We start from the raw sequence: 18,437 nt of genomic DNA on the forward strand, positions 1-18,437 counted from the left end.
CCGCCGGAGAATGGCGCGCCCTGTAGGACTCGAACCTACAACCGTCCGCTTAGAAGGCGGGTGCTCTATCCGGTTGAGCTAAGGGCGCCTGGCAAACGCCCGACGTCAGTGCGTCCAGGGCTGTTTGCGGTTGGTTGCGAAGTTGTCGGCATAGGCCTTGATGATCGTCGGCGCCTCGTGCGGCTCGTGCAGCCGGAACGGAATGCCGTGACGTTCGGCATAGGCGACGGCCTCTTCCTTCGAATCGAAGGTCAGGCGCACCTGGCCGTTCATGTCGGAGCTGCCCGTCCAGCCCATCAGCGGGTCGATCGTGCGGGCCGAGGCCGGTTCGAACTCCAGGCGCCAGTCGCGGCTCTTGGCCTTGCCGGACTGCATAGCGGTCTTGGCCGGGCGGTAGATGCGGGCGAGCATGGCGAAATCCCTAGTGATCGGCAGGTCCTGTGGACCTGCCATAACGCGCGCCGGACACGGAATCCAGCGGCCGTTCCATGGTCGGGGCGAGAGGATTCGAACCTCCGACCCTCTGGTCCCAAACCAGATGCGCTACCAGGCTGCGCTACACCCCGGACCGAACGGAGCGCTCTATTGGCACTTCAGCGCGCAATCCGCAAATCATGGCTTGAAATAAGGGTGCAAAACCTTGTCGCCGGGCTTGGCGCCGATCTCAGAGGCCCGGCCCGCGCGCAGTTCCAGAACCCCGTTGGCGGCGCCGTTCGAGGGGATCGGCGTCTCGGAAAAGGGCGTGGCGTGCGAGGCGATGGAGACGATTTGCCCTTTCGGATCTATATAGAGAATGTCCAGCGAACTGGGGGTGTTGCGCATCCAGAAGCTCTGTTCGCGCGGCGGCTCTCCCGGCCATTGGAACAGCATGCCCTGATCGTCCGCCAACGGGGGACGGAACATCAGCCCGCGCTGCCGTTCGGGCTCATCGTCCGCGATCTCAACCCAGAAGGCGTGTTCGCCCGAGGCGGTGACGACCGCCAGCCGCTGCATCGGCTCGCCGTTGACGCCCACCGGCGCCTTGGCGGCGCACCCAGAAAGCGCCAGCGCCATCAAGCCGGCTGAAAACGCACGTCGCACCAGATCGACCATCCGCCCTCCGGGGCGGCCTTCAGCCGCCCGTTCTGATTTCCGCCACCACCAGCCCCTTGGGGCCGCTGGCGAACCGCACCTGAACCACGTCGCCGGGAACCAGATCGTCCAGTCCACAACGGCGCAGCGTCTCTATATGGACGAAGATATCGCCGGGTTCGCGATCACGCACGACGAATCCGTAGCCCTTGGTGCGATTGAACCATTTGACCACGGCGGGCTCCAGCGTCGCGCCGGCGTCAAGCGGCGGCGCCGGCTTGTCGGCCTCGGTACCGGGCCGTCTCGCCACCGCCGCGACGTCGCCGACGCCCAGGTCGTGAACCTGGACGGCCTGCCATCCCTTGGCGCGCCGCACGCAGTCGCACACGATGGGCGCGCCCTCTTCCGCATGGTCGCGCCCCTTGTCTCTCAGACTGCTGATGTGCAGCAGCACGTCCCGCAGATCGGTCAAAGTCGGATCATCCGGAACGATGAAGCCATAGCCCTTCGTCGGATCGAACCATTTGACGCGACCGACGACACGAACGGTCTCCGCCGTTTCAATCCCGTGGTAGTCAGTCAACCTAATACCCCCGTCCGCTCCTCTACGGACCCTTGGATTCCGTTTAACACTGTTCCGCGAATCTTTGGAAAGCGGAATCTGGCCGCAGAGGGTGGGAATATTGCCTCAGGTCAGCAGAAACGCCTCGGTTGTGTCGCACGAACGACACCGATCCGGCGCACCGCTCAACGATTGAATTGGCGAGGATTTCTGTAGGTGAGGCGGCCGGAGGCCAGAGCCTCAGCTTCACCGCGTGGCAGTCCCTAGGGGAATCGAACCCCTCTTTTCAGGTTGAAAACCTGACGTCCTAACCGATAGACGAAGGGACCGCTGCGCGGGAGAGCCGGCGATATAGCCGCGCCCTCAAAAGGGTGCAAGCGCGGATTTCGAGTTTTTCAGCAGCCTGGTCCCGAAGCGGCGACCGTTATATGCGACGGGGATCGGCCACGTCTTCGATCTCGAGCTGAACGCCGCGCCGGCCGTTCCAGTCGTCCGCCTTCAGACGACCCACGACATTCAGCCCCCCCTGGCCCGACAGCAGGGCCCGGCCGATCGGCAGATCGGCGCAACGCCAGGCCACCGCGCGGACGGACGCCCCGTCAGGCCCGACCAGACGACAGCGCACATGACCGCCGCTCATCTGCACCGCCTCGCGGGCCTGGACCCCGCCCAGGGCGAAGACGGGTTCGGGATTGGCCGGACCGAACGGCGCCAGACGTTCGAACGAATCGAACAGATCGCGGCGGGCGGCGGCCGGATCGATCAGGGCGTCGATCTCCAGCACATCCATCGCCACGGCGTCCTCCCGCTCGCCGGACAGCCGCTCCGCCAGAAAGGCGGACAGCTCGGACAGTCGGCGGCCCTCGACCGTCAACCCGGCCGCCATGGCGTGGCCGCCTCCGGCCAGCAGCAGCCCTGCTTCCCACGCGGCCTGGACCGCCCGCCCCAGGTTCATGCCGGGCTGGGACCGGCCCGACCCCTTGCCCAGTCCCGTCACCGGGTCCAATCCGACGACGATCACGGGCTTGCGCCAGCGTTCCCTCAGACGCCCCGCCACGATGCCGACCACGCCGGGATGCCAGTCTTCGCCGGCGACCACGATCACGGGCGTATCATCGACGTGCGCCCCGGTCGCCTCCACCTTGCGCACGGCGGCGTCGGTCACAGCGCGCTCGACGTCGCGCCGAGACAGGTTCAGCGCATCCAACTCCAGCGCCAGCTGCTGCGCCTCGGCCGGATCGTCCGTCGACAGCAATCGCGCCCCCAGGTCCGCGCGCCCGATCCGACCACCTGCATTGATGCGCGGCCCCAGAACAAAGCCGGCGTGATGGCTCTTGGCCGCGCCCTGTTCCGCGCCCGCAGCGGCCAGAAGCGCGCGCAGACCGGGATTTCTCCAGTCGCTCATCACCTTCAGGCCCAGACTGGTCAGGGCGCGGTTGAACCCGGTCAGGCCGGTGACGTCGCAGATGGCCCCCAGGGCGGCCAGGTCCAACCACTGCCGCAGGTCCGGCTCAGGCCGGTCGGCGAACAGGCCTCGCCGCCGCGCCTCGCGGTTCAAGGCGGCCAACAGCACGAAGACCACCCCGGCCGCCGCCAGATTGCCCTGACCTGAGTTGCAGCCGGGGCGATTGGGATTGACCACCGCCAGGGCCTGCGGCGGCTCCGACCGCATCAGATGGTGGTCGATCACCACGACCTTCAGGTCGATGGCGGCGGCATGGGCCAGAGCTTCGTTCGCGGCGGCGCCGCAGTCCACCGTGACGACCAGATCGGCCCCGGCCGCCTTCAGCGTGTCGAAGGCGCGCGCCGACGGGCCGTAGCCTTCGGTCAAGCGATCAGGGACGTACAGAGGCAGGTCGGCGCCCATGGCCCGGAACCAGCGCACCAGCAAGGCCGCGCTCGACGCGCCGTCCACATCATAGTCGGCGAAGACATGCACCCGAGCCTTGGCCAGCAATGCATCGACGATCGCCTCGGCCGCCCTGTCCATATCCATGAAGCTGGACGGATCGGGGAAAAGCGCCCGCAGGGTCGGGGTCAGAAAATCCGCTCCCTGATCGGCGCCCACGCCGCGCGCCGCTAGCGCCCGCGCTACCGGCTCCTCGAGACCTAGGCCCTGACGATGGGCGCGAATCAGGGCCGGGTCCGCCGGGCGTTGCCGCCAAGCCCGCCCGGACAGGGACTGGGACACGCCCAGGAAACCGCTGTCGATCTTGAAGCCGCCGTCGTCCGCCATCATCGCATCATCCGGGGATTCTCTGCCCCGGCGACCGCCTCATGGGATCGGTCGGCGATCGACCGGCGGCGGCGCCTTGGCGCGATCTCTCAGTTCCTGAGCGAAGGCCTCGATATCCGCCTGGGTGCGGGCCGCGTCGGGCGATACGGGAACGGCCCCAACCTGGGCGCGGACAGCCGCGGCTTCAGCCTCGGCGTCGGTCATCGTCCATTCGATTCGCGCCGCCTCCTGCGCCAAGGCCGAGCCCTGGGCCTGGAGCCGATCGACTGAGCCCGCGACCTCGGCCACCTGCGGCAGATCGGTCGGGGCGGCGGGGAAATCACGCCAGCGCGGATAGTCTCGATTGGCGTCGACCAGCGCCTGGACGCGCGGCGCAATGGGCGAGGCGGGATCGGTGTCCAGACCCAGCGACCGCGCACAACCGCCCGAGGCTGCGATGAGGCCCGTCAGGCAGACGACGGAGGCGGCTCGCCTCATTTTCGGCCCGCCGGCTTCATTTTAGATAAGTGCGCGTTCATTTCGAGGTTCGTCTTATGCCATCATCGTCCTCTGCGGAAGGGCGCGGGTTCGAACCGGCGTGACGCGCACAAGAAGGTGGAGGAAACCAATGGCCCGCGCTCCCGAAGACAGCCCGCCCAAGCCGGGCGCACCCCGCACCGAGCCGACCCCGCGCAAGGCGGGACGCCCGACCTCGGCCAAGCCCCGCCCTTCAAAAGCCAAGACGGCCCCCAAGGCCGCGAAGGCCGCGAAGGCCGACGCATCGGAGGCTGCGGCCTCCGCCGCCAAGCGCGGTCCCAAGCCCGCTCCGGCGGATACGAGGCCGCCCGAAACCGAGGACGTCGCCCCGCCCTTCGGCGCCGACCAGGCCCAGTTGATCGAGACTCTGTCGATGAACCTGGCCAAGGCGGCGATGATGGCGCAGGGCGCCTTGGCCGAAGCCGCCCTGTCGCAGGCCGACCGTCCGGCGGCCTTGTCGCCCGACCCGTTCAACATCGCGCCCGCCCTGACGTCGATCATGGGCGGTCTGGCGGCGCGCCCCGAAAAGCTGTTTCAGGCCCAGGCCGATCTGTTCGGCCGCTACATGGACCTGTGGGCCGATACGGCGCGTCAGGCGGCCGGCGAACCGGCGAAGCCCGCCCCCGCCGACAAGCGGTTCAAGGATCCGGAATGGTCCGAGAACCCGATGTTCGACCTGATGCGCCGCTCCTATCTGCTGACGTCCGACTGGATGAACGGCCTGATCGCGGGGGTCGAGGACGTCGATCCGGCGGTGAAGCGGCGCGCCCAGTTCTTCACCCGTCTGCTGACGGACGCCTTTTCGCCGTCGAACTTCCTGGCGTCCAATCCCGTCGCCCTGAAGGCCCTGGCGGAGACGAGCGGCGAATCGCTGGTCAAGGGCATGCAGAACTTCGCCGCCGATCTGGAACGGGGCGCCGGATCGCTGCGGATCAGCCAGGCGGACTACGGCAAGTTCGTCGTCGGTCAGAACGTCGCCACCGCGCCGGGGCAGGTGGTCTGGCGCGACGATCTGTTCGAACTGATCCAGTACGCCCCAGCGACCGAGACCCAGCACCGGATTCCGCTGCTGATCTTCCCGCCCTGGATCAACAAATTCTACATCCTCGACCTTCAGCCAGGCAATTCCCTGATCCGTTGGCTGTCCAGCCAGGGTTTCACCGTCTTCGTCTGCTCCTGGGTCAATCCCGATCGCGACAAGGCGGGCTACGGGTTTGACGACTATCTGGAGAAGGGGGTCTACCGCGCCGTCGAAAAGACGCTGGAGCAGGCCGGGACCGATCGGCTCAACGCCGTCGGCTATTGCATCGGCGGCACATTGTTGGGCGCAGCCCTGGCCCATATGGCCGCCAGGGACGATAAGCGGATCGCTGCGGCCACCTTCTTCGCCGCCCAGCACGATTTCGCCGAGGCGGGCGACCTCCTGCTGTTCACAGACGACCACTGGATCGCCGAGATCGAGCGCCAGATGGACGCCGCCGGCGGCGTCCTGCCCGGCGCGGCCATGGCCGACACCTTCAACGCCCTACGGTCCAATGACCTGATCTGGTCCTTCTTCGTCAGCAACTATCTGTTGGGCAAGGATCCGCCCGCCTTCGACCTGCTGTTCTGGAACGCCGACCAGACCCGGATGCCCAAGGCCCTGCACCTGGCCTATCTGCGCCAGATGTACGGGGCCAACGCCCTGGCCCAGGGGGCGTTCAAGATCGGCGGGCTGACAGCGGATCTCTCCAAGGTGACAATCCCCCTCTATTTCCAGGCCAGCCGAGAGGACCACATCGCCCCGATGAACTCGGTCTATCGGTCCGCCAAACTGTTCGGCGGCAAGGACGTCACCTTCACCCTGGCGGGCTCGGGCCATATCGCCGGGGTCATCAATCCGCCGACGGCGAAGAAGTATCAGCACTGGACCAACGCCGAACTGCCCGACACCCTGGCCGAATGGCAGGCGGGCGCGGTGGAGGCGCCCGGCAGCTGGTGGGAGCACTGGGCGGCCTGGCTGCGGGCGCGATCGGGCGAGCCCGTCGCGGCGCGCGATCCGTCGGCCGGCCCCCTGCCCCCGCTTGAACCCGCCCCCGGCGCCTATGTGAAGGTGAAGTCTTGAACCGTCTGGAACCCAACCTCATGCTGGCCTTCAGCACGGGCGTCGCCCTGGCGCTCTTGATCATGACGGCGACGGCGTTCGGAGCGCCGGGCCAGGCGGCGAAATATCTGATCACCGCCGTCGTCTGTTCGGCCCTGTTCGTCGCCTTCAACGGCGGGATGAACCGGCTTCTGAAACGCCCCACGCCCCAGCCGATGATCCATCCGGCCTCCGCAGCCTCCGCCGTCTGGGCAGGGCTTTTCCCCTTGGTGCTGATCATCGCGGCCGCCGCGCCGGTCTTTTCGCCGGGTCATGACTATGGCCTCCTGATCCTGATCGCCTCGGTCTGGTTCGGCGTGACGGTCGATTCCGCCATCCGGGCCAATCGCATCTAGGCGGGCATGAACTTCAGGGCCGCGCCGTTGTTGCAATAACGCAGTCCGGTTGGGCGGGGACCATCGTTGAAGACGTGGCCTTGGTGTCCCAGACAGCGGGCGCAATGATATTCCGTGCGAGGAATGCCGATCGCAAAATCGCGCTTGCGGCCGATGTTGGCGCCCATGACCTCATAGAAGCTGGGCCAGCCGGTGCCGGACTCGAACTTCCAGCTCGAGCGGAACAGGGTCAGGTCGCACCCCTTGCAGACGAAGGTCCCCCGTCGATGCTCATCGTTCAAGGGACTGGTGAAAGGACGTTCGGTCGCCTCATGCCGCAGAACCCGCCAGGCGGCGTGGCCTAGCCGCCGCCGCCATTCTGCGTCCGAAATCCGGCGATAGGGCGAGGCGGCGTATTGGGCCTCGCCCGCCGCCGTAGGCTCGGGCGAGCAGGCGGCCAGGGCGACGACGCCGGTCAAGAGGCCGCGGCGATGGAGGAGCAAGGACAGGGTCATGCCCTCAGTACGAAGGCGAGTCGGAAAAGGTTTCTCTCCCGTCCTCGAGACTCAGTTCAGCCCGGTGGCCTCATCCAGCCCCAGCATGATGTTCAGATTCTGCACCGCCGCGCCTGACGCCCCCTTGCCCAGATTGTCCAGCAGGGCGACCAGGCGCGCCTGCTCTCCGCCCCGGTCGCCGAAGACGTGAAGACGCAGACGATTGGTGCCGTTCAGGGCCTCGGGTTCGATCCCCGTCAGGGCCTCGGTCTCTTCCAGGTCGGCGACCTCGACGAACCGCTGGCCCTCATAGGCTTCGACTAGGGCGCCGTGCAGCCGCTCGACCGACGGCGTCTCGGGCAGGGCGGACAGATGCAGCGGAACCTCGACCAGCATCCCCTGGCGATAGTTTCCGACGGCGGGAGCGAACAGGACGGGGCGCGACAAGCCCGAATGTTTGGTCATCTCCGGCACATGTTTGTGCTTCAGCGTCAGGCCGTAGGCGCGATAGGCGGTCGAGGCGTCCTCGGCCTCGAACTCGGCGATCATGGCCTTGCCGCCCCCGGAATAGCCGGACACCGCGTTGACCGTAACCGGCCATTCGGCCGGGACCAGCCCGGCCTTCACCAAGGGCCGCATCAGGGCGATGAAGCCGGTGGGATAGCAGCCGGGATTGGACACCCGTGTCGAGGCGGCGATCGCCGCGCGCTGGTCCGCATCCATCTCGGCGAAGCCATAGGTCCAGTCCGGATCGACCCGATAGGCGGTCGAGGCGTCGATCACCTTGACTGACGGATTTTCGATCATGGCCACCGCTTCGCGCGAGGCGTCGTCAGGCAGACACAGGATCACCGCATCGGCCGCATTCAGCGCTTGGCGCCGTGCGTCCACATCGCGCCGCCGGTCGCCCAGCAGCATCAAGTCCAGATCGCCGCGCGCCTCCAGTCGCTCGCGGATCTCCAGTCCGGTGGTGCCGGCTTCGCCGTCGATGAAAATGGTGTGGGTCGTCATAGGCTGCTCCTTGGCCGTCCCGCTCCTGCCGGAGGAGATGGGCAAGAAAAAGGGCGCTCCGGGTTTCCCCGAAGCGCCCCAAATCCAAACCGCATGAATGCGATCAGCGCTTCGAGAACTGGAAGCTGCGGCGAGCCTTGGCGCGGCCGTACTTCTTGCGTTCGACGACGCGGCTGTCGCGGGTCAGGAAGCCGTGCGGCTTCAGAACCTTGCGCAGTTCCGGTTCGAAATGCGTCAGGGCGTGCGACAGGCCGTGGCGGATGGCGCCGGCCTGGCCCGACAGGCCCGAACCTTCGACGGTGCAGATCACGTCATACTGGGTGGCGCGGTCCGACACGGTCAGCGGCTGGGCGATCATCATGCGCAGCACGGGACGGGCGAAATACTGCTCCTGGTCCTTGCCGTTGATGGTGATCTTGCCGGTGCCGGGCTTCACCCAGACGCGGGCGATGGCGTTCTTGCGCTTGCCGGTCGAATAGGCGCGGCCCTGGGCGTCCAGCTTCTGGACATAGACGGGGGCGTCGTTCTCGGCCGAGGCGGTCAGGCCCTTCAGGGCGTCGAAGCCGGTCGCGGTTTCATTGGTCACGTCGGTCATGCTCAGACGCTCCGGGTGTTCTTGGGCGACGCCGACTTGAAGTCGATCGTTTCCGGTTGCTGGGCTTCGTGGTCGTGCTGGCTGCCGGCGAACAGACGCAGGTGCGTCATCTGCTTGCGGGCCAGGGGGCTTTCCTTGGGCAGCATCCGTTCGACGGCCTTCTCCAGGACGCGCTCGGGGAAGCGGCCGCCCAGCACCTTCTCAGGCGTGGTCGACTTGACGCCGCCCGGGTGGCCGGTGTGGCGGTAGTAGATCTTGTCAGTGTTCTTCTTGCCCGTGAACACCACCTTGTCGACGTTGGTGACGACGACATAGTCGCCGCAATCGACGTGGGGGGTGTAGTCGCCGCGGTGCTTCCCGCGCAGACGGTTGGCGATGAAGGTCGCGAGGCGGCCCACGACGACGCCTTCGGCGTCGATGTGGATCCACTTCTTCTCGACCTCGGCCGGCTTCAACGAAGCCGTGGTGCTCTTCAGCATTGAGAGGATTCCTGGAGACGAAAATCGGGTTCGGCCCCGAGGGAACCGAATGAAGGCGCGCTGATACAGGAGGGCGGCGACGGCGTCAATCCAAACGAGGACATCCAGATTGCGCCATCCCTGTGTAAACAAACGTCTTTTTCTATGCGGTATTAAAATACCAGCGCCAACGGCGTCCTTTTGTTATGAAATAACAGTCGTCGTCATCAAACCATGATCATTCGGAGTCATCGGAGGCCGTCCCTCGGAGCCCTCCCCATGATCCTTCATCGTCGCAGTCTGATCGCCTCCAGCGCCGCTCTGGCCTTTTCCGGCCTGGCCCGCAACGTCCACGCCGCCGAAGAGGAAACCTATCTCAACGAGGTCGTCGGCTACGGCCCGCTCAAGCGCGACCCCAACGGGGTGCTGGACCTGCCCGAAGGCTTTTCCTACCGCATCGTCTCCCAGGGCGGAGAGACCATGGCCGACGGCCTGCTGGTTCCTGGACAGTTCGACGGCATGGGGTGTTTCGCCCTGGACGACAGCCGCGTCGCCCTGGTCCGCAATCACGAACTGAAGGGCTCTTCGGCCAGCCACCGCAACTGGGGCCCAGGCGGCTATAATCAGGAACGGATCGGTCGGCTGGACGCGAACCGCGCCTATGACACCTATAAGGACGGCCGTCCCCTGCCCGGCGGCACGACCACCGTCATTTACGACCTGGCGACCGGCCGCACCGAGCGCCAGCACCTCAGCCTGGCCGGCACCAGCACCAACTGCTGCGGCGGCCAGACGCCCTGGGGCTCTTGGCTCAGCTGCGAGGAGACCAGCGAACTGCCGGCCGACTCGGACGTGACCAAGGACCACGGCTACGTCTTTGAAGTTCCCGCGCGCGCCGAAGGCCTGGTCGATCCGATTCCGTTGAAGGCCATGGGGCGCTTCGAACATGAAGCCGTCTGCGTGGATCCCCGCACCGGCATCCTCTATCTCACCGAGGATCAGGGAGACGGCCTCTTCTATCGCTTCCTCCCCGATGCCCCGGGCGAACTGGCCAAGGGCGGTCGGCTGCAGGCCATGGTCCTGCGCGGGCACAACGGGGCCGACACCTCGAACCACAAGGACCGGATCTGGTCCGTCGGCGACTGGCGCGAGGTGGAGTGGATCGACATGCACGAGGTCGAGAGCCCCAAGGGCGATCTGCGGCTGCGCGGCCATGCCGAAGGCGCCGCCCTGGTGGCCCGCGCCGAAGGCATCTGGTGGGGCGACAATGAACTGTATCTGACCGCCACCTCGGGCGGGCCGATCCAACGGGGCCAGATTCTGCGCTATGTCCCCTCGCCGGAGGAAGGGCGGCCCGGCGAAAGCCGGCGGCCCGGGCGCGTGCAGTTGTTCGTCGAGAGCACGGACCTGAAAACGCTGAACATGGGCGACAACATCACCATCGCGCCCTGGGGCCATCTGATCGTCTGCGAAGACAACTATTCGACAGAGGTCAAAAACCACCTGAAGGGGGTCACGCCCGAAGGCAAGCTCTACACCCTGGGGCGCAACGTGTTTCAGGGGAACTCTGAATTCGCCGGCGCGGTCTTCGCCCCCGACGGCCGAACCCTGTTCGTCAATATTCAGTATCCGGGCCTGACGGTGGCGATCACCGGACCATGGTCCTCGGTCCGGACATGAAGATCCGGGGCTGAGCCCGCAGCACCAGCCAGAGGTTCGCCGTCGCCGCCGCCAAGACGACGGCGGCCCCGGCCTGGTGCAGAACGCCCAGCCACAGAGGAACCGCATGGATCAGGGTGGCGATCCCCAGGACCGCCTGGCCCCAGACCACCCCGGCCAAAACGAAGGCCGCCAGCCCCATGCCCTCGGCCACGCGCCAGCGCCAGGCCTGAAAGGCGTAGATGCTGACGGCGATCAGCAGACCATAGGCGACCAGACGGTGGTTGAACTGTGTCAGGGCCTGATCGTGCAGGAAGGCGACGGCGCCCAGGCTCCAGTCCGCAGGCGGCAGGACGGAACCGTTCATCAGGGGCCAGTCGGTATAGACGAGCCCGGCGTGCCCGCCCGCCACCAGGGCGCCCAGCAGGCATTGCAGGAACACCAGACCCAGCAGGAAACCCGCGCCGCGCGCCCAGCCGGCCGGAGGGCGTCCGTGGTCCTGACCGTTCCAGGCCTCCAATCCGGTCCAGATCAGGGCGGCGAACAGGATCAAGGCCAGACCCAGATGGGTCGCCAGACGTTCGGGTGCGACACTGACCCGCTCGGACAGACCGCTTGAGACCATCCACCAGCCGATCAGCCCTTGCAGACCGCCGAGGCCCAGCAGCAGGACGCAGCGCCAGATCAGTCGATCCGGCACGGCCCATTGACGAAAGATCGAGCGGGCGGGCGCGATGCGGCACAGCAGAAACACCGCCAGCGGAAGAGCGAACACCACACCGATCACCCGCCCCAGCAGTCGATGCACCCATTCCCACCAGAAGATGCCCTGAAACTCGGCCAGGCTCATGCCGGCGTTGACCTGGGCGTACTGGGGAATCTGCTTGTACTTCTCGAACGCCTCGGCCCACTGGGCCTCGTTCAACGGGGGGATGGCCCCCATGATCGGCTTCCATTCGGTGATCGACAGACCCGACCCGGTCAGGCGCGTGACCCCGCCCACCACCACCATCAGAAAGACCAAGGCCGCCGTGGCGAACAGCCACACGGCCACGGCGCGGTTACGATCTGGATTTCCGAAACGGTTCATTCGACGCCCGACACTGACCCGGATATGGTGTCGCCTTCGACCGTGACCAAATCGCGACCGAGGCGGTATGCCCCGCCCAGGCCGCAAGATCGAGTCGGATTGAGATCATGACGTCCTCCCCGATGGGGCTGACAGGGAGAAGATGCGTGTTGCAATACGCCGACATCGGCGCCGCCCTTCTGGGCGGCCTGCTTCTGGCCTGGATCGCCGACCTGCTGACCGGACGGCGGGGCTTCGGCGGCGCCAGCCTGGTCTCCGGCGTCGGCCTGGCCTGCGGCTGGTTCCTGGCGGTTCGGGTCTTTGCGGTCAGCACCCTGGACAGCTGGGTCTGGGTCCCTTGGGCCCTGACAGGGTCGGTCGTCTGTCTGGCGACCTTCTTCCTGTTCAGGAACAAGCGCTGATGCCGCCGCGGGCGCGTCGGTTCATCGCCGCCGTCGGCGTCCTGGCCTTTCTGATCTTTTGGGTATGGGGCCTCATCGCCCTGCGCGGTCTTTTGCCGCCCTCGCCTTGGATCGACTTCCTGTTTTTCGGGATCGGAGGCACGGCTTGGGGACTGCCGATCATCCCCCTGCTTAGATGGGCGGAGCGCGGCTGAGCCTGCTCAGCCGCGCCCTGCTGTTCGCGTTCTCTTCAGGTCGAGGAACCTGCGAGCGGCTTCACCTGCGGCTTTGCGGCCGCCGGATCGCGGCGAGGCCGGCGCCCAGCCAGAGCCAAGACCACGGCCGCGCCGATCGCCGAAATGATCGACCCCCCGATCACGCCCAGCTTGACCTCGATCTGCTCAGGGGAGTCCACCGCGCCCGGAAAGGCCAGGACGCCGATGAACAGGCTCATGGTGAAGCCGACCCCGCACAGCAGAGAGACCCCATAGACCTGAAGCCAGCTGGCGTCGGTCGGACGCGCGCCGATCCGCAGGGCCGAGGCCAGCCAGGCGGCGCCGAAGACGCCGATCTGCTTGCCGAAAAACAGACCCAGGGCGATCGCCACGACCAGGGGGGCGAAGGCCTGTTCCAGCGACAGGCCGGCGAAAGAGACGCCGGCCTTGGCGAAGGCGAACAGCGGCAGGACCAGGAAGGCGTTCCAGGGATGGAGGTCGTGCATCGCCTCCTTCAGCGGGCTTTGGCGGTCTTCCTTGCGCGCCTGGATCGGAACGATCATCGCAAAGGCCACAGCCGTGAGCGAGGTCGAAAGACCGGACAGAACCGTCAGATACCAGACCGCCGAAAAGCCAAGCACCCAGAAGGGGGTCGGCACGCGGATCCTGTGGGCGATCAGGCCGAAGGCCGCCAGCAGACCCAAGGCCCAGAACAGCGGCGTCCAGTTGGCGCCCTCGCTGAACAGCAGGGCGATCAGGGCGATCGCGCCCAGATCATCGACTATCGCAAGGGTCAAAAGGAAGACGCGGAGCGACGAGGGCAGCCCCTTGCCGACGAAGCCGAAGATCGCCAGGGCGAAGGCGATGTCCGTCGCCAGGGGGATCGGCCAGCCCGCGTGCGGCGCCCCCATCGTCATGGACAGGAACAGATAGACCGCCGCAGGCCCGGCCATCCCGCCCAAGGCCGCCAAGACCGGCGTCGCCAGCTTCCTGGGGTCGCTCAGCTCGCCGCGAACGATCTCATATTTGATCTCCAACCCCACGACGAGGAAGAAGATCGCCATCAAGCCTTCCTTGATCCAGTCGGAGATCGTCTCCTCCAGACGGATCGGCCCGATCTGGAGCACGTGATAGCTCTTCAGCCAGGCGAAATAGTCGGCGCTCCAGGGCGAGTTCGCCACCAGCAGGGCGGCGACCGCCGCGAGGGCCAGGGCCGAGCCGGACGCGGCCTCGGTCTTCAAGAAATCTAGGGTAGGTTTACGCGCCACGGCGGCCTCCGATCATCGAATGAAGCTGTCGTGACGCCAGGTTATCGACGGGCGTCGGACCGGATTCACCCGAACATCACAGGCGCCGGCCTGGTCGCGTGGAGGCGACCTGATCTCTGCGGTTCATCATAATGAGCCGAGAACCGGGTTCAAGCCGAAGGCGGCCGAAAAAGACCCGCGTGGGCGCAAAAGGAAAAGGGGCCGCCAAAAGGCGGCCCCTGAACCCGTCATCGAACTGTGTCGATGGTCGGAGCGACAGGATTCGAACCTGCGACCCCTTGACCCCCAGTCAAGTGCGCTACCAGGCTGCGCCACGCTCCGAAGGCGCTCCCTATAGACGCGGGTTTCGCGCGCCGCAAACGCAAAAACAGGTTTTCCACCTAGCTTCTAAGAACAGCGTCCAGTCGGGCCTTGGCCTGTTCCAAATCCATCAGCACGACATTCAGCCGCTCAGTCACGCCGGTCAGGGCCGGCAGCCTTGGAATCAGGGGCTCAGCCGGGGATTCGGCGTCGCGCGCCTCCATCAGACCGGCCATGTCCGCGCCGACCAGGGTCTTGAGCCCCTGCTCCTTGTGCAGCCGTTGCACCCCGCGGATGGTCAGGCCGTCCTCATGCAGCAACCGCCGAACCGCCTTAAGCACGGCGATGTCCTGGGGCCGGTAGAATCGACGTCCACCGGCGCGCTTCACCGGCGTGATGAAGCTGAACTTGGTTTCCCAGAACCGCAGAACGTGCTGCGGGGCTCCGACCTCCTCGGCCGCCTCAGAAATGGTGCGGAAGGCGTCGGCGCTCTTAGCCAAGCGAATCAGGCCTCGACGACGGCGTCGTGAACCCGGCTCTTCATGATCTGAGAGGCGCGGAAGCTGATGACGCGACGGGGGTTGATCGCCGCCGGTTCACCGGTCTTGGGGTTGCGGCCCATGCGGGCCCGCTTCTCACGCACCTGGAAGACGCCGAAACCCGACAGCTTTACGGTATCGCCCTTTTCCAGGGCCTCCACGATCAGCTCCAGCGTCCGTTCGACCAGGGACGAACACTCCTGGCGGGACAGACCGACCTCTTCATGCACGGCTTCGCAAAGGTCGGCGCGCGTTACGGTGTGGTTGCCCATCATAGTCCCGTCTGGAAACGATCTTCTGGGCGCATAGGGGCGCAAACTTCTCAGAAAATCAATGCCCGGCGCAGCGGTTAAAGCCTCAAGGCGCAGGCGCCCCAGGTCAGGCCGCCGCCCATGGCTTCCAACAGCACCATGTCGCCCTTCTTGATCCGCCCGTCCTGGATCGCCGCATCCAGCGCCAGGGGAATTGAGGCGGCGGAGGTGTTGGCGTGAAGAGCCACGGTCGAGATCACCTTGTTCTCGTCCAGACCCAATCGGTCGCCGACGCCCTTGATGATCCGCTGATTGGCCTGGTGCGGCACGAACCAATCGACGTCGGCCACCTCTATCCCGGCGGCCTCACAGGCCGCAGTGATGCCTTCGGCGATGTTGACCACCGCATGGCGGAACACCTGATTGCCCGCCATCCGCAGATGGCCGACGGTTCCGGTCGACGCCGGCCCGCCGTCGACATAGAGCAGGTCCGTTTTCGAGCCGTCGGCGCGCAGGGCGAAGCCCAGCATCCCCTGGTCGGCGGCCGTCCCCTGCCCCTCGCGCGGCTCCAGCACCACGGCGCCGGCGCCGTCGCCGAACAGCACACAGGTCGTCCGGTCGGTCCAGTCCATCAGCCGCGTCATTTCCTCGGCGCCGATCACCAGGGCGCATTTCGACAGGCCGCGCGCCACGAAGCCGTCGGCCACGCTCAGCGCATAGACAAAGCCGGAACAGACCGCCTGAACGTCAAAGGCCACGCCGACGCCGGCGCCCAGCTTGTGCTGAACGATGGAGGCGACGGCGGGGAAGGTCATGTCGGGCGTGGTCGTCGCCACGATGATCAGATCGACATCCGCCGCCGTCTTGCCGGCGTCTGCCAGGGCCTTCCTGGCGGCCTCGACCGCCAGATCGCTGGTCGGCTGGTCGTCGCGCGCCTTGTGGCGCTGTTTGATCCCCGTGCGCTCCTGAATCCATTCGTCGGAGGTGTCGACGATCTGGGCCAGGTCGGCGTTGGTGACGATCTGCTCCGGCAGATAGGAGCCGACGCCGGTCACGGCGCTGCGGGTGACGCTCACTTAAGGGGTTCTCCGGCGGGGGCGGCGGGTGGGCTGGAATGGTCGAACACGGCGTCCAGCTTGCCCAGATTGGCGCCGACCTTGGTCATATAGTCGCTGCGGGCCAGATCCACAGCGATACGGATGGCGTTTCCGAAGCCCTTGGCGTCGGCGCCGCCGTGGCTCTTCACCACAATCCCGTTCAGCCCCAGCAGGGGGCCGCCGTTGATGGCGCTGGGGTCGATCTTCTCGCGCATCTTCTTCAGGGCCGGCATGGCGATGGCGGCGCCCAGCTTGGCCTGCAGGTTCGAGGTCAGGGCCTCGCGCAGCAGGGCCGAGATATAGCGGGCCGTGCCTTCGGCCGTCTTCAGGGCGATATTGCCGGTGAAGCCGTCGGTGACGACCACGTCCACCGTGCCCTTGGCGATGTCGTCGCCTTCGACGAAGCCGTAATAATTCAGGTCGAACGGGCCGTCGCGCAGGATGGCGTGCGCCTCCTTGACCTGTTCATTGCCCTTCATGTCCTCGGAGCCGACGTTCAGCAGGCCGATGGTCGGGCGAACGGTGCCGCGCACCGCCGTCTGGAAAGCCTCGCCCATGATGGCGAACTCGACCAGTTGCTCGGCGTCGCTGCCGATGTTGGCGCCGACGTCCAGAACCGCCGTATGGCCCTTGAAGGTCGGCCAGCTGGCGACGATGGCCGGCCGCTCCAGGCCCGGCGCCGACATGCGCAGAATCAGTTTGGAGATGGCCATCAGGGCGCCGGTGTTGCCCGCCGAGACCACGCCGCCGGCCTCGCCGGTCTTAACCGCCTCGACGGCGTTCCATAGGCTCGAGCCCTTGCCCCGGCGCATGGCCTGGGCGGGCTTCTCGTCCATGGCCACCACCTTGTCGGTATGACGGATGTCGACCGTGTCGGCCGGCAGGCTGCAATGCGCCAACTCGGCGCGAATCCGGGTCTCGTCCCCATGCAGCAGGAAGCGGACTCCCTCCCCGCCATGGGCGCGGACAAAGCTTTGGACGCCCGGAACGACGACGGATGGGCCGTGATCGCCGCCCATGGCGTCAAGCGAGATCGTAACTGGGACTGGCAAATGGACCTCGACTAACCGCGTCGTCTTGTCGCACGACACTGGATATAGGCGCCGGACGATAGCGCCGACGCCGGGGGATGCAACCGCACGGCCCCTGCGTCAACCTCAGCCTTGGTCGTCCTGCGGCTTCAGGGCCTTCAAAGCTGCAAAGGGCGAGATTTCGGCGGGCTCTTCCGGTTGCACGAACTGCGCCCCCGGCTTGCGCGGAAAGGGGTCCAGAGACAGGACCAGCTGCTCGACCGCATACTGCCCCAGGTCGATCTTGCCGTCCTCGATCAGGTCGGCGTCCTCCTCCTCCAGGGTGACTTCGATCTCGTCGGTCTGCTGCGGCTCGGCCTCGGCCAACTGAATCGAGAAGCGGCGGTCCACCTCGACCGGCAGGGGTTCCAAGGTCAGGCCGCAGGTCTGGATCGCATGGGCCGTGACGCGCCCCTTCATCGTCCACTCGCTGCTCGACGGGGTCGGCTTGACCTCAATATCGACGGCAAAGGCGTCCAGGCCCTGCAGATCCAGGGCGCGCGCAATTCGCTGACGCGCCGCCGCGTCGGGCTCCAGGCGTCGGCTCAGCCCCGCGCCGATCTGATTGACCCGCACCGTCTCGCTGTAGGGGAGGCTTGCGCTCATGGTCTCAAACATCCGTCCAGGCCGGCTTCACCAGCACATCATTGAATTCCTGCGCCGCCAGGGCGGCTCGCGCGGCCAGGGCGTAGCGCGCCAGATCAGCCGCCTGTTCCGCCCGCGTCTCGCCATAGACATTGCGCGCCAGAGCTTCGGTGAGAGCCGCCGCATCGCCGTCGCGCAGCGGCGGTTCATAGGCGTTCATCCGGCCGTACAGGGCCTCGCCCAGCTTGCGCATCTTCTTGCCCACCGAAATGTCGCCGACGCCTTCTTCCCGCAACGCATGGTCCAGCGCCGAGACATAGACGTCGAACAGAGCCTGGGCCGCGTCTCGCCCGGGCGGCGTGTTCTCATCGCGCAGCCGCAGCACCAGCAGCAGCACGTGCAGCGTATAAAGTTCGAACCGCGCATCGATCCGGTCAGCCACGCCCAGTCGCGTGTAAAGTCCCGGCTGGCGCGCCTGCTCCACCGCCAGGGCGTACAGGGCGTCGCCGATTCGGACGCCTTCGCGGGGTTTGAACAGGTTTTTCAGCATGGCTTTAAACGGCCCCTTTTCCGCCGCGCCGTT

Annotated in this window: 22 protein-coding genes and 4 tRNA genes; 5 read left to right on the forward strand and 21 right to left on the reverse strand. The window is 66.5% G+C overall.

Annotated elements, in window-relative coordinates:
* Positions 1-11: 11 nt before the first annotated feature.
* From JMT67_RS03760 to JMT67_RS03795, 8 genes are all read right to left on the reverse strand, one after another.
* Positions 12-88 (reverse strand) — tRNA-Arg (locus JMT67_RS03760).
* Between the two features lie 17 nt (positions 89-105).
* Entirely contained in the window at positions 106-411 is a 306-nt protein-coding gene (locus tag JMT67_RS03765) for an ETC complex I subunit (protein WP_054765943.1), read from the reverse strand.
* A 78-nt stretch (positions 412-489) separates the two neighbouring features.
* Positions 490-566, reverse strand: a tRNA-Pro gene (locus JMT67_RS03770).
* A 46-nt stretch (positions 567-612) separates the two neighbouring features.
* Positions 613-1,092 carry a DUF192 domain-containing protein gene (locus JMT67_RS03775; protein ID WP_201462728.1) on the reverse strand — a complete coding sequence of 160 codons (480 nt, stop codon included), beginning with the start codon at positions 1,090-1,092 and terminating at the stop codon, positions 613-615.
* Positions 1,093-1,111: 19 nt separating this feature from the next.
* Positions 1,112-1,654 (reverse strand): cold-shock protein, encoded by a 543-nt coding sequence (locus JMT67_RS03780; protein ID WP_233455785.1) that lies wholly within the window; start codon positions 1,652-1,654, stop codon positions 1,112-1,114.
* 233 nt (positions 1,655-1,887) lie between these two features.
* Positions 1,888-1,962, reverse strand: a tRNA-Glu gene (locus tag JMT67_RS03785).
* Between the two features lie 95 nt (positions 1,963-2,057).
* Complete coding sequence (gene recJ, locus JMT67_RS03790; protein WP_201463968.1) at positions 2,058-3,869, reverse strand: single-stranded-DNA-specific exonuclease RecJ; 1,812 nt, start codon at positions 3,867-3,869, stop codon at positions 2,058-2,060.
* Positions 3,870-3,908: 39 nt separating this feature from the next.
* Entirely contained in the window at positions 3,909-4,346 is a 438-nt protein-coding gene (locus tag JMT67_RS03795) for a hypothetical protein (RefSeq protein WP_152950364.1), read from the reverse strand.
* Between the two features lie 130 nt (positions 4,347-4,476).
* On the opposite strand from JMT67_RS03795, the gene phaC reads away from it, so the two are divergent.
* Positions 4,477-6,489: a class I poly(R)-hydroxyalkanoic acid synthase gene (gene phaC, locus JMT67_RS03800; protein ID WP_201462729.1), complete on the forward strand. Its 2,013-nt coding sequence runs from the start codon at positions 4,477-4,479 to the stop codon at positions 6,487-6,489.
* Positions 6,486-6,863: a hypothetical protein gene (locus tag JMT67_RS03805; RefSeq protein WP_183217295.1), complete on the forward strand. Its 378-nt coding sequence runs from the start codon at positions 6,486-6,488 to the stop codon at positions 6,861-6,863. Before phaC ends, JMT67_RS03805 begins: the two co-directional genes overlap by 4 nt.
* Here JMT67_RS03805 and msrB read toward each other — a convergent pair.
* The 4 genes from msrB to rplM form a co-directional block, all read right to left on the reverse strand.
* On the reverse strand, positions 6,860-7,357 hold the full coding sequence (gene msrB / locus JMT67_RS03810) for a peptide-methionine (R)-S-oxide reductase MsrB (protein ID WP_201462730.1): 498 nt from the start codon (positions 7,355-7,357) through the stop codon (positions 6,860-6,862). The two genes, JMT67_RS03805 and msrB, sit on opposite strands and share 4 nt — an antisense overlap.
* 51 nt (positions 7,358-7,408) lie before the next feature.
* Entirely contained in the window at positions 7,409-8,347 is a 939-nt protein-coding gene (gene argC, locus JMT67_RS03815; protein ID WP_201462731.1) for an N-acetyl-gamma-glutamyl-phosphate reductase, read from the reverse strand.
* A gap of 103 nt (positions 8,348-8,450) precedes the next feature.
* A complete protein-coding gene (gene rpsI, locus JMT67_RS03820; RefSeq protein WP_054765954.1) occupies positions 8,451-8,942 on the reverse strand; it encodes a 30S ribosomal protein S9 in 492 nt (163 codons plus the stop codon).
* Positions 8,943-8,944: 2 nt separating this feature from the next.
* Positions 8,945-9,421, reverse strand: coding sequence for a 50S ribosomal protein L13 (gene rplM, locus JMT67_RS03825; protein ID WP_054765955.1), 477 nt, complete (start codon positions 9,419-9,421; stop codon positions 8,945-8,947).
* A 258-nt stretch (positions 9,422-9,679) separates the two neighbouring features.
* On the opposite strand from rplM, the gene JMT67_RS03830 reads away from it, so the two are divergent.
* Entirely contained in the window at positions 9,680-11,080 is a 1,401-nt protein-coding gene (locus tag JMT67_RS03830; RefSeq protein ID WP_201462732.1) for an alkaline phosphatase PhoX, read from the forward strand.
* On the opposite strand, the gene JMT67_RS03835 is transcribed toward JMT67_RS03830, so the two are convergent.
* Positions 11,049-12,149 (reverse strand): COX15/CtaA family protein, encoded by a 1,101-nt coding sequence (locus JMT67_RS03835; RefSeq protein WP_201462733.1) that lies wholly within the window; start codon positions 12,147-12,149, stop codon positions 11,049-11,051. The two genes, JMT67_RS03830 and JMT67_RS03835, sit on opposite strands and share 32 nt — an antisense overlap.
* Positions 12,150-12,295: 146 nt before the next feature.
* Here JMT67_RS03835 and JMT67_RS03840 point away from each other — a divergent pair, with 146 nt between their 5' ends.
* On the forward strand, positions 12,296-12,550 hold the full coding sequence (locus JMT67_RS03840; protein WP_224760946.1) for a transglycosylase: 255 nt from the start codon (positions 12,296-12,298) through the stop codon (positions 12,548-12,550).
* On the forward strand, positions 12,550-12,744 hold the full coding sequence (locus tag JMT67_RS03845; protein ID WP_201462734.1) for a DUF2842 domain-containing protein: 195 nt from the start codon (positions 12,550-12,552) through the stop codon (positions 12,742-12,744). Before JMT67_RS03840 ends, JMT67_RS03845 begins: the two co-directional genes overlap by 1 nt.
* Positions 12,745-12,779: 35 nt before the next feature.
* Here JMT67_RS03845 and nhaA read toward each other — a convergent pair whose 3' ends face one another.
* The 8 genes from nhaA to JMT67_RS03885 all read right to left on the reverse strand — a co-directional run bounded on the left by nhaA (position 12,780) and on the right by JMT67_RS03885 (position 18,404).
* Positions 12,780-14,012 (reverse strand): Na+/H+ antiporter NhaA, encoded by a 1,233-nt coding sequence (gene nhaA, locus JMT67_RS03850; protein WP_054765960.1) that lies wholly within the window; start codon positions 14,010-14,012, stop codon positions 12,780-12,782.
* 244 nt (positions 14,013-14,256) lie between these two features.
* Positions 14,257-14,333 (reverse strand) — tRNA-Pro (locus tag JMT67_RS03855).
* A gap of 59 nt (positions 14,334-14,392) precedes the next feature.
* A complete protein-coding gene (locus JMT67_RS03860; protein WP_201462735.1) occupies positions 14,393-14,812 on the reverse strand; it encodes a MerR family transcriptional regulator in 420 nt (139 codons plus the stop codon).
* A 5-nt stretch (positions 14,813-14,817) separates the two neighbouring features.
* Positions 14,818-15,123 (reverse strand): integration host factor subunit alpha, encoded by a 306-nt coding sequence (locus JMT67_RS03865; protein WP_054766969.1) that lies wholly within the window; start codon positions 15,121-15,123, stop codon positions 14,818-14,820.
* A 77-nt stretch (positions 15,124-15,200) separates the two neighbouring features.
* Positions 15,201-16,178 carry a beta-ketoacyl-ACP synthase III gene (locus JMT67_RS03870; protein WP_152950515.1) on the reverse strand — a complete coding sequence of 326 codons (978 nt, stop codon included), beginning with the start codon at positions 16,176-16,178 and terminating at the stop codon, positions 15,201-15,203.
* A complete protein-coding gene (gene plsX / locus JMT67_RS03875; RefSeq protein WP_267904129.1) occupies positions 16,175-17,251 on the reverse strand; it encodes a phosphate acyltransferase PlsX in 1,077 nt (358 codons plus the stop codon). Before plsX ends, JMT67_RS03870 begins: the two co-directional genes overlap by 4 nt.
* Before the next feature lie 105 nt (positions 17,252-17,356).
* Positions 17,357-17,875 carry a YceD family protein gene (locus tag JMT67_RS03880; RefSeq protein ID WP_233455786.1) on the reverse strand — a complete coding sequence of 173 codons (519 nt, stop codon included), beginning with the start codon at positions 17,873-17,875 and terminating at the stop codon, positions 17,357-17,359.
* Between the two features lie 4 nt (positions 17,876-17,879).
* The gene (locus JMT67_RS03885; protein WP_201462738.1) at positions 17,880-18,404 is read right to left on the reverse strand and encodes a ubiquinol-cytochrome C chaperone family protein; all 525 of its coding nucleotides are present in this window, start codon (positions 18,402-18,404) and stop codon (positions 17,880-17,882) included.
* Between the last annotated feature and the right edge of the window lie 33 nt (positions 18,405-18,437).

The sequence above is a fragment of the Brevundimonas aurantiaca genome (assembly GCF_904830995.1).
GTDB classification, from domain to species: Bacteria; Pseudomonadota; Alphaproteobacteria; order Caulobacterales; family Caulobacteraceae; genus Brevundimonas; species Brevundimonas aurantiaca.